At 34.6% G+C, this 11,512-nt stretch carries 9 protein-coding genes; 8 read left to right on the top strand and 1 reads right to left on the bottom strand.

Annotated features, from left to right (window positions below):
- The first annotated feature begins 7 nt into the window (after nucleotides 1-7).
- The 7 genes from prdA (at nucleotide 8) to C1I91_RS24365 (ending at nucleotide 9,279) form a co-directional block, all read left to right on the top strand.
- Nucleotides 8-1,744: a D-proline reductase (dithiol) proprotein PrdA gene (prdA, locus tag C1I91_RS24395; RefSeq protein ID WP_128215243.1), complete on the top strand. Its 1,737-nt coding sequence runs from the start codon at nucleotides 8-10 to the stop codon at nucleotides 1,742-1,744.
- Nucleotides 1,741-1,926: a CBO2463/CBO2479 domain-containing protein gene (locus tag C1I91_RS24390; protein ID WP_128215242.1), complete on the top strand. Its 186-nt coding sequence runs from the start codon at nucleotides 1,741-1,743 to the stop codon at nucleotides 1,924-1,926. The genes prdA and C1I91_RS24390 overlap by 4 nt, the downstream gene beginning before the upstream one ends.
- 177 nt (nucleotides 1,927-2,103) lie before the next feature.
- On the top strand, nucleotides 2,104-2,829 hold the full coding sequence (prdB, locus tag C1I91_RS24385) for a D-proline reductase (dithiol) protein PrdB (protein ID WP_128215241.1): 726 nt from the start codon (nucleotides 2,104-2,106) through the stop codon (nucleotides 2,827-2,829).
- Between the two features lie 310 nt (nucleotides 2,830-3,139).
- A complete protein-coding gene (locus tag C1I91_RS24380; protein ID WP_128215240.1) occupies nucleotides 3,140-4,225 on the top strand; it encodes a proline racemase family protein in 1,086 nt (361 codons plus the stop codon).
- Between the two features lie 97 nt (nucleotides 4,226-4,322).
- Entirely contained in the window at nucleotides 4,323-5,453 is a 1,131-nt protein-coding gene (locus tag C1I91_RS24375; protein WP_128216095.1) for an iron-containing alcohol dehydrogenase, read from the top strand.
- Between the two features lie 210 nt (nucleotides 5,454-5,663).
- Nucleotides 5,664-6,878 (top strand): aspartate aminotransferase family protein, encoded by a 1,215-nt coding sequence (locus tag C1I91_RS24370; protein ID WP_128215239.1) that lies wholly within the window; start codon nucleotides 5,664-5,666, stop codon nucleotides 6,876-6,878.
- A gap of 352 nt (nucleotides 6,879-7,230) precedes the next feature.
- Nucleotides 7,231-9,279, top strand: a complete 2,049-nt coding sequence (locus tag C1I91_RS24365) for a methyl-accepting chemotaxis protein (protein WP_128215238.1) — start codon at nucleotides 7,231-7,233, stop codon at nucleotides 9,277-9,279.
- A 274-nt stretch (nucleotides 9,280-9,553) separates the two neighbouring features.
- Here C1I91_RS24365 and C1I91_RS24360 read toward each other — a convergent pair whose 3' ends face one another.
- A complete protein-coding gene (locus tag C1I91_RS24360) occupies nucleotides 9,554-10,267 on the bottom strand; it encodes a lysophospholipid acyltransferase family protein (protein WP_128215237.1) in 714 nt (237 codons plus the stop codon).
- A gap of 325 nt (nucleotides 10,268-10,592) precedes the next feature.
- Between C1I91_RS24360 and C1I91_RS24355 the strand changes: the two genes are divergently transcribed.
- Nucleotides 10,593-11,423, top strand: a complete 831-nt coding sequence (locus tag C1I91_RS24355) for an AraC family transcriptional regulator (RefSeq protein ID WP_128215236.1) — start codon at nucleotides 10,593-10,595, stop codon at nucleotides 11,421-11,423.
- Nucleotides 11,424-11,512 lie beyond the last annotated feature (89 nt).

Here is an 11,512-nt window from a genome sequence, read left to right as displayed (position 1 = left end):
TATAAATATGTCAATTAATAAAGAAACCTTGGAAAAACACTTAAAAGATCCTGCAATCTTTTGCTGCCAAAGAAAAAAAGGGTTAAAGATAAGCGTAGAGGACCTAGAGGACCCAACAATATTTGAGGATATGGTTGAATCAGGACTTATGACTTTAAGTGAGGACGGTCTCACTATTGAGCAGGTTTTAGGAAGAACCTTAGTTGTGGATGTTGATGCTCTTACTCCAATAGTCTCTGATATGGTTGATGGAGTTAACTATTCAGAAGGAAGTGTAAAAGCAAAAGAGATAGATGATAAGAAAGAAGATGGACTTAAAAAACTTAATGATGAAGGTCTGATTCATATAGAAATAGAAAAATTGGAAGGTCTAAAACTAGATATACCACTTTCCATGCTTAAAGGGCAAGCTTTAATTCCTGTTAGTGAAAAGGAGTCAGAAGTTACTTTAGAAGATAAGGTGGTAAGAACTTTAGTTAAAAAATATTACAGTGTAAGAGACGTAAGGCTTGGAGAGGAGACTTCTTTTTCAGAAGGAGTATTGACCATTGATGAAGATGTAATAAGTAAAGCTCTTAAAGCAGATCCATTAGTAAAAGGCTTAAAAATGGATATCATTAAACCAGATAATAGGCATGTTTATACTGAAACTATAATGGATGTATGTCCAGTTTCCACTAAGGTTCAAGGTAAGCTAGGAGAAGGAATATCTCACACTTTGGACGGAGTTGTGTTTATGCTTACTGGAGTGGATGAAGATGGTGTTCAGGTGCATGAGTTTGGATCTTCAGAAGGATATTTGGATGAAAAGATGGCTTTTGGAAGGCCAGGATGTGCAGATGAGGAAGATATTATAATTCGTGTTCATGCAACTATTCAGCGTGGAACGGGAATGGAGAGAAGAGGACCTTTTGCAGCTCACTCTGCTCAAGATGTGATAATCCAAGAAGTTAGAAACATAATAAAAAACACATCAGAACCAGTGGCAAAAGAAAAGATATGCAAGGATGTAAAAAAGATAGGACGTCCAAGAGTTGTGCTTATAAAGGAGATAATGGGGCAGGGCGCTATGCATGATAATGTCCTTTGTCCAATAGAGCCAGCAGGTATACAAGGGGGACAAAAAAATGTTGATCTTGGAAACGTACCTGTGATGATGACACCTAACCAAGTACGTGATGGAGCTATTCATGCACTTACTTGTATCGGACCAGCAACTAAAGAGATGACAAGACATTATTTTCGTGAACCACTGGTAGAAGCCTTGGCAGAAGATGAAGAATTAAACTTGGTTGGAGTTATATTTGTGGGAAGTCCTCAGGTTAACGATGAAAAAGCATATGTTTCAGAACGTCTAGGAACTTTGGTAGAAGCTTTGAATGTAGATGGAGCTATTGTTACAACTGAAGGGTTTGGAAACAATCATATAGATTTTACTTACCATATTGAACAAATTGGTATGAGAGGCATTCCAGTGGTTGGAGTATCCTTTTGTGCATATCAAGGACAGCTAGTTGTAGGAAATAAATATATGGATGCAATGATTGAGATCAATAAGGATAAAGAAGGCTTTGAGAACGAAGTTGCAGGTTGCAGCTCTATTACAAAGCTAGATGCAGATAGAGCGATACTAATGCTAAAAACTAAGATGGCAGGTATACCGATAGAACCAGCTGAAGCTAAGTGGAAACAAGAAGTTATAGATAATAATCAAAGAATTGTAGATGAGGTATTAGCAAAATGATTGATCTAAATCCAGTTTTAACTAAGGGGAAGATAGTAGAGATAAATGATACTGCTGTAAAGGTGGATGTGCAGGGGAGATTAGGTACTATATGTGTTCCACTAAGATGGGTATTTACAGATAAAAAGCTTGAGGCAGGTCAGATGGTAGAGTTCTATTTCAGTTATATGCAAACCATATGAAGATGTACCACTTGAATTCTAAGATTATTTTCAATACCCCTGTAGTTTCTAAGAGGAGAATTTGAAATTATAAATTTTAATATGAAGCGGTGTGTCGATAAAATGAATATTTTTTTACTTTACAATTAAAAAAAGAAGGAAAGCTTTAGATATATCAATTAGCGAGGAGGAAGTAAAATGAAACTTACTACAGCAGTAGGATTAAAATCGGAGATATTTGTTCCAGTAACACCAAAACCAGTTTGGACACCACTATCAAAGCCATTAAGTGAATGTAAGGTTGCATTTATTACAGCAGGAGGTATTCATAAAAAAGATCAGAAACCTTTTAATACAGCAGGTGACTATAGCTATCGTCCAATACCATCAGACACTCCAACAAGTGAACTAATGGTTACACATGGAGGCTTTGATAATTCGGATATTAATAAGGATGTAAATGCTATGTTTCCGCTAGATAGATTACGTGAGTTAGTTACAGAAGGCTTTATAGGAAGCTTAGCAGAAGAGATGTACGGCTTCATGGGAGGAGGCGGAAACGTTGATAAGTTTAGAAATGAAACTGGTCCAGAGATTGCAGCAAAGCTAAAGGCTCAAGGAGTAGATATTGTTCTGTGTACTGGAGGCTGCGGTACTTGTCACCGTTCAGCTACTATAGTAACAAGAGCCTGTGAAGAAGCAGGAATGTCCGGTATAGTGATTGCGGCTCTCCCACCTATTGCAAAGCAGCAAGGTGCTCCACGTATTGCGGCAGCTCATGTACCTATAGGTTCCAATGCTGGAGAGCCAAATAATATTGAGATGCAGATGGGCATACTTAAAGATTCGCTTCAGTGCGTAGTGGAATTTGATCATTTTGGACAGACGAAACTGTTGGGGTATGAGTATAGGCATAATGTATAGTGGAGAGTTTAAAGTTGAGAGTTGAGAGTTGAGAGTTGAGAATTGAGAGTTGAGAGTTGAGAGTTGAGAATTGAGAGTGGAGAGTTATTCTGGGGGAGTAGCGTGTTGAAATTTCATATAAATATGCACACTTCAAAGCTTTTATGGGTTTTGAAAGAAGAATTTAAAGATATAAATCTTAGTATGAAGTGTTTCAGCTATAGCAGCTCCTGTGTAATCACTTAATTTCAACAGTAGTATTGGATATAGCTTTTTAAAAAGTTAAATTACATTGAAAAGTTATATAAACTTATAGATACAGGAGGCTGTGATGGAAAGTTTACCTAAGTTACCAAAGGCTCAAAAAACATTTTTTGCAGTTGATTCACATACCATGGGAGAACCCACAAGAATTATATTACATGGCTTTCCTGAATTAGAGGGTAAAGCCATAATGGAAAAGAAAAAATTCCTTGAGAGCAATTATGATAACTACAGAAAAGCTCTTATGCTTGAACCAAGAGGTCACAAAGATATGTTTGGTGCTATAGTTATTGAACCAACCTGTGAGGAAGCTGACTTAGGAGTAATATTTATGGATAGCGGCGGTTATTTAAATATGTGTGGACATGGAAGCATAGGAACTGCCACTGTAGCCGTAGAAACAGGGCTGGTTAAAGTAAAAGAACCTTATACGGAAGTAGTATTAGATACTCCAGCAGGAATAATTAAAACTAATGTAAGAGTTGAAAAGGGAAGAGCAGTAGAAGTAAGTATTTTGAACGTTCCAGCTTTTTTGTATAAAAAAGATTTAAGGGTAGAAATTAAGGGATATGGAATTGTTACAGTTGATATTTCTTTTGGGGGAAGTTTTTTTGCACTAGTAGATTCAGAGAAGCTTGGGATTTCCATTGAACAAAGAAACTTAAGTGTTCTAACTGATTTAGGAATGAAGCTTATAAGAAAGATTAATGAATCAGTTCAAATAACTCATCCGTACTTAGACATCACCAAAGTTGATCTGGTAGAGTTTTACGGAAAGCCAGATAATCCTAAAGCTGATCTGAAAAATGTTGTCATATTTGGTGAAGCACAGGTGGATAGATCACCCTGTGGTACAGGAACTAGTGCTAAGCTTGCCTATCTATATGAAACTGGCAAGATAGCCTTAGGGGAAGAGTTTGTTTATGAGAGTATAACCGGATCTATGTTTAGCGGTAGAGTAACAAAAGAAATTAACCTAGATGGAAGAATAGCCATAATTCCAGAGATCACAGGTAGCGCATACATCACAGGAATAAACCAACTTATCCTAAATGATTACGACCCACACCAATATGGCTTCCTAATAGGTGGGACAGTGGGGACGGAGCTAATGTCCCAAAGTGATTGCTCGGCCATTATGAAAGTAGTTTGATTTAATGCTTATATGAAATAAGGTTAGTAACTTTTGATGGAAATAAGAAATAGAAATTAAGAGTTTAATGTAGTTATAGAAGAAGGGAATATAAATGATGAATTTTAATTATTTCTTACCTGTGAATTTAATTTTTGGTACTGGCAAAATTAACTTGTTAGGTAAAGAAACCTCAAGATGTGGAAAAAAGGCTTTAGTGGTTACTGGGAGAAGCAGTACTAAAAAGACAGGGTTACTTGATAAGGCTCTAGAACTTCTAAAGGTGGAAGGCGTTGAAGCAATTGTATTTGATAAAGTTGATCAAAATCCATTAACCACTACAGCACAAGCTGGAGCATACATGGCAGTGGAAGCAGGATGCGATGTTGTGGTTGGAATTGGCGGTGGGAGTATAATGGATGCAGCTAAGGCCATTGCTTTTATTGCTAAAAATCCTGGAGATATTTCTGAATATATATTTGGAAGAAAAATTGGTGTAGAGGCACTACCTATTGTCCTTGTGCCAACAACTGCTGGTACAGGTAGTGAGGGTAATAACTTTGCGGTTTTAACCAATCCGGAAAATGGAGATAAGAAGTCCTTAAGGACTAACGCCATCTATGCCAAGGCTTCAATCATAGATCCACAGCTTATGGTTACTATGCCTAAGCAAACTATAGCTGCAGTAGGCTTTGATGCCCTTACTCATAGTATGGAAGGTTATGTATCAAAGGCTAGTCAGCCAATCACAGATATGCAGGCTATTTATGCCATGAAGCTTTTAGCAGAAAACTTAAAAAAGGTATATGATGAACCATCGGATTTGGAGGCTTTTGAAAAGGTCACTCTTGCATCAACCTTAGGAGGAATGGTAATAGGAGTAGCTGGTGTTGCAGGAGCTCATGCCTTAGAGCACCCTGTCAGTGGACTTAAAGATGTGGTGCATGGGAAGGGATTAGCAGCTCTAATGCCAGAGATAATACAAAGGTCATACTATTATGCTCCTACAAAATATGCCGTTATATCAAAGATTTTAGGTGGAACTGATGAGAAGGATTGCTCAAAGGTTGTTCGTAAATTTCTTGAAGCTATAAACTTAAGTGTCACCCTTGGAGAAATGGGAGTAACTCATGAGGATGTAGATTGGATGGCGGAAAACTGTATGAAGGTATCTTTGGTATCAGTAAAGAACAATCCGAAGGAATTTACTTTTGATGAAATTAAAGAGATTTATCATGCGTGCATATAGAGAGAGGACAGCTATATTTATAACTTAACTCTTTAAAATTCAGTGTTATTAATGCATGGTATAGAAATTAAGTAGCTAATAATCACTAACTACTTGATTTAAACGATATTGTTAAAACTGAACTAAGTGTATTAATAAGTATTATTAATCAAATATCCGTTAGTTAAGTAAATAATAAATTGAAATTTATGTAATAAGGAGATTTTTGATATGAGATTAAGAGAATCAGACCTAACTGCAGAGGAAGTAAAAGAATTAGTACAAAAATATATGATTGATACCTATGAGAGATATGATTTTATTTGTGAATACTCAAAAGGTATGTATCTTTACAATGAAAAAGGTGAGGGGTATCTTGATTTTTATGGAGGAATAGCTGTAAATAGTGCAGGAAACTGTAATGAAAAGGTTGTTGCTGCCATAAAAGAGCAGGCAGAGGATGTAATTCACACGTTTAACTATCCATATACTATTCCTCAAGCTCTTTTGGCAAAAAAGATATGCGATACTATAGGGATGGATAAGATATTTTACCAAAGCACAGGAACTGAGGCCAACGAAGCTATGATTAAAATGGCTAGAAAATATGGAGTAGAGAAGTATGGAGAAAATAAATATCAAATTATAACAGCCAAGAATAGCTTTCATGGAAGAACCTATGGATCTTTGACAGCTACAGGGCAACCAGATAATGCTTGTCAAATTGGACTAAAACCTATGCTGCCGGGATTTTCCTATGCTGATTTTAACGATTTAGAATCTTTTAAGGAATTGGTTACAGAAGATACCATAGCAATTATGATAGAACCAGTACAAGGAGAAGGAGGAGTGGTACCAGCTACTCAGGAATTCATGGATGGAATAAGAGCCCTTTGTGATGAAAAGGGACTTCTGATGCTTTTAGATGAAGTTCAGACTGGATGGTGTAGAACAGGAAGTGTTATGGCATATATGGACTATAATATAAAGCCTGATATTGTTTCTATGGCCAAAGCTATGGGAGGGGGAATGCCTATTGCTGCAATTTGTGCAAACTCAGAAGTGGCTAAGGCCTTTACAGTAGGTTCTCATGGTACAACCTATGGAGGAAATCCAGTTTGCTGTGCGGCCTCTCTTGCCCAGATAAATGAGCTTTTAGACAATGACTTAGCAGGAAATGCTAGGGAAGTAGGTAACTATTTTATGGAGAAGCTAAGAACTCTTCCACATGTGAAGGAAGTACGTGGTAAAGGTCTTCTTGTAGGAGTTGAATTTGATGCTCCCGTAGGCAAGGATATTAAACATGGCTGCTTTGACAGAAAGCTTTTAGTTACGTTAATAGGAAATTCAATAATACGTATGGTACCACCGCTTATAGCTTCTAAGAAAGATTGTGATAAGGCTTATGATATTTTAAAGGAAGCTGCAGAAGAAGCATATATATAAGCATCTCCCTAGATTATTATATATAATAAAGAGAGTATATCTAAGAAGCATTTTATATTAGAACACACAACAATATCTTTTGATACTATTGTGTGTTCTTTGTTATATAGATTTACTAAGGGTTAAGTATAGTTATTAAAAATACAATATAGAACAATTAAATACATAGTCTAAGTTAAAATATATAACTTATTAAATAAACTTCATTACTTTGATTTAAGTAATTTTCAACAATTGTAACAAGTAAGATACATTATGTTTTTAGGATTGGATATAGTGTAACTTATTTCTTTAGTTTCATTAATTTTACTCGATAATATTATAGACATAATATTTTGGAGGGAAAACATAAATGAAATTCAACACTATTAAGAAAAAACTCATCTTTGCTTTTATACTGATAATATTACTACCTATGGGCACTACCGGTATAATTTCAAATGTAATAATGTATAATAATCTAAAATCATCTTATACGAGCTCTATAGAGAAGTCATTGACTGGAGTAAATAATGTTATAGATGAAACCTATACTGGATATGAAGCAACCTTATCTCAAATAACTGAGAATTCAATAGCAAAATCATCTTTAGTAAATCCTAACGGAGTAATAGTAAAGAAAGAACTAAATGGAACTATTAAAAGCAACTCAAGAATATTAAATGCATATATCGCTACTGAAGATAAGAATATGTATATATTTCCAGAGACTGAACTTCCTAAAGGCTATGACCCTACAGCTAAGTCTTGGTATAAGGATACTATCTCAAAGGATGATATACTTTGGCAGGATGCCTATAAAGATATAGCAACAGGCAAGATGGTAGTGACTGCAACGAAGAAGATATTTGATGAATCAGGTAAAGCAATAGGAGTTGCGGGAATAGATATTGATATAACGAATATTGCAGAGCTATTTAACAATACTCAAATAGAAAAGACCGGTGAGATCTTACTAATGGATAAGACTGGTGTAGTAATAGCCACAAAGAATAAAAATCTACTAGAAAAGAACTTAAACCCTGATAGAGTAAACACCAATGCAGATACTAAGGATCAAAAGATTGATAATGCTTTCAAGGATAAAGCAGAAGTATCTTGGATGAAAGATGTTATGGCTGGAAGTAGTAAGCTTGAACAAACTAAATTTCTAGGAAGCGATAAATTCATATATTCTGTTAGTAATAAGAAATCTGGATGGAAGCTTACCGGAATGATTGAGACAAGTGAAGTATATTCTAAAATTCGCACTACGGTTTTAATATTGACAGGAGTATTTATTTTATTTATAGTAGCAGCTTTATTTGTAGGAGTGTGGATTTCAAGAGGCTTAACTAATCCAATAAATCAACTAAAAGAGGCTATGAAAAAAGGAGAAGCGGGAGACTTGACCATAGTTACTAGTATCCATACTTCTGATGAACTCGGAGAGCTTGGAAGAAGATTCTCTAATATGGTCGATAGTGTTAAGGACTTAGTTTTGTCAGTTAAAGGATCTGCTATTAATGTCCTAAACTTCTCTGAAAATCTTACTAGAAGAGCAGAAGAGGTAACTACTTCAAGTGAAGAGATAGCAAGAGTTATAGATGAGATTGCTAAAGGCGGACAAGAACAGTCCTATGAAGTGGAGAGAGCATCTCAGGTTACAGTGGAGTTTAATAACAGTCTATCTCAAATTAAAGAATATAATAATAATATAAATATTGAAAGCAAAGAGATGGAAGCCAGCAGTATAAAAACAATGGCAGCCTTTAAAGAACTTAAAACAAAGAATGAAAGCACTATAAACGGAGTATCTCAGATTTCTGAAAGCATCGGTGTTTTAGCAAAAGAAACGGAGGATATTGGACAAATACTAAGTACAATATTGAGTATATCCTCTCAAACTAATCTTTTAGCATTGAACGCAGCTATAGAAGCAGCTAGAGCAGGAGAATCAGGAAGAGGCTTTGCTGTAGTAGCCGAAGAAGTGAGATTGCTTGCAGAACAATCAGGGGCTTCTGCTGAAAATATAAGAAATATAATAACTAGAGTTATAGAAACAACTAAAACAGCTGAAATAAACATGGGTAACATTAAGAAAGATGTAGAGAACCAAAACTATGCAGTTGAAACTACTGAACAAAGCTTTGTCTACCTTAATAACTCTATAGAAAACATAATAGAAAAAATTACTGCAATGAATGAAAGTATAGAGGAAATGGTAACTAACAGTAGTATACTTACATCCAATATACAAAATATTTCTTTTGTTTCAGAGCAGTCAGCAGCTGCAACGGAAGAAGTAAATGCAAGTGTAGCTAACCAATTAAATGATATACAGAATGTAAAGGCACAAGCTGATGAGCTTTATGTTTTGGCTCAAACTTTAGAAAAATTGATAGAGAAGTTTAAGGTTTAGCATCTGATTTTTTATTCTTTAGGAATCAACCATGAAGGCTATAGTCATCAAAAAAGTGTGGTGAAAAGTTTGTCTTTTCCGTACAGAATTATAACTTAGATAGAGCTGTGGATAAGTATTTATAGAAAGCTTAAATAAGTATATGGCATTTTTAACAAAGTCATATAATGAACAAAACCATGTCAAACTGAGAAATATAATTTATATAATCTCAAGTTAGCCATGGTTTTATTATTATAAAAATGCTATCATTATTAATTCATAAAAAATTTAATTATAGCTTTGATGCAATAATTGATTTAACAGTAGATGGTAATTCGTCTTGAGCCTCTTTTGATAGGTTGGCTGTCTCTATAGCAGGATGTATGAAAACTTCTACATCTGCAGGTTTTATCTTGTTGCCATTAGCCTCCATAAGCTTATAGGAACCACTAATTGTAACTGGAACTATTGGTACCTTAGCCTTTGTAGCAAGTTTAAAGCTCCCAGCTTTAAATTCACCTAATGGGCCTCCCTTGCTTCTAGTTCCTTCAGGAAATATCACTAGAGAGTGTCCCTTCTTTAATATCTTTACTCCTTCTACTATAGACTGAGCGGATTTTCTTAGGTTGTGTCTATCTATAAATACACAATCCATATACTCCATCCAAGTTCTAAGCAGTGGTACCTTTTTTATCTCAACCTTAGATATATATCCCTTTGGTTTATTTATATAACTCATAAAAAGCGCAATATCAAAATTACTTTGATGATTGCTTATAAATACTACAGGAACATCCTTTGGAATATTATCTTCTCCATGAACTTTTACCCTTGCACCACTCATTCTTACATGGGAAGCTGCCCATTTTGAAGTTATTTTATGTATTTCCTCTTCAAAGGCTTTCTCATCTAACTTATTTTTTAATCTCTTAACTTTATACATCTGAGGTACTTTTACCACAAGGCTGGCAGCAAAATTTGTATACCAAGCAATTGTTCTAAGCATATATATATCCTCCAATTATCAATGTGTTATAAAATAAAATATCTCTAAAAACTTGTTCAAGTATAGGTTTTAAGTATAAATAAAATTTTTTAACTAACCTACAAAGTAAAATTAAGCTTTCTGAAGTAACTCTTAAGCTATTAATATAAGTATTAAGCTTTAGTAACAGATATTTTACACCTAGTATTATACTACACAGTCGGATGGGATTAAATGTATTATTATAAAATTGTATGATTTGCTATAATTAAGCTTAGGATAGTTAGTACATTTTTGTGTATAAACAATTGAGTAACTAAGTAAGGTAGGAGGATTTTAATAAACCTTGAATATAAATAATTTGTTTTTTCATATAAATTATTGTAACATGAGGCAAGCGGATGAACCGTGGAAATATAAAGCTAAGCTTACAAGAACCCTTGATCACCATGAATTGCTACTTGCAACTGGTGGAAAGGGAAGCGTAGTAATTGCTAATAGAAGATACAATGCACAGGCAGGAGATATATTTTATATCCCTGAACATACAATGCAGTCAATAGAATCAGATTTTAATGACCCACTATATTTTATTTCAGTACATTTTTGTTATGCAAATGTATTTTTTAGTGATAATAACTGGTCTGTCAAAAGTGAAGCTAGAGAGCTTCCACTTAGTTCAATAAAAAAGGTTGAAAATATTTATCAGATAAACCACTTGTTTTGGCGTTTGGTAAGCGGATGGTATGCGAAACTGCCAGGATATGAATTTTCTTCGAAAGCTTTGTTACAGCAGTTGATTTTTGAACTATATACAAATGAAAAGGTAGAAAATCGCAACTATTCTGTTGAACTTAAGATAGAGAGCGTAATTAAGTACATGCATGAAAATATAGATAAAAAGTTGACCTTATCACAATTGGCAGATATGGTGAATTTGTCACCTACTTATTTATCAAGAGCCTTTAAAGAAAGGACAGGCTATTCGATAATATATTTCTTTAATAAGTTAAAGATTGACAAGTCTAAAGAGCTTATTATAGATGGAGATAGAAAGATAAAAGAAGTTGCAAAAGAGCTTGGATTTGGGGATGAGTTCTATTTTAGTAGATTGTTTAAGAAAATAGAAGGGGTAAGTCCATTAGATTTTTATAGCAATAATGTCCATGAATTTTAGTATAGTACATGGAATAAAGCCTATCTTTAAGTTATTATATAAGACGGAATCGTTAAAGATGCACCACTTCAATCTGAGAGCTATGTTTA

The sequence above is a fragment of the Clostridium manihotivorum genome (genome assembly GCF_004015185.1).
In the GTDB taxonomy this organism is placed as follows: Bacteria; Bacillota; Clostridia; order Clostridiales; family Clostridiaceae; genus Clostridium_AR; species Clostridium_AR manihotivorum.
Note: the sequence above shows the minus strand (reverse complement) of the source record. Positions and strands in the feature narration are given on the sequence as shown.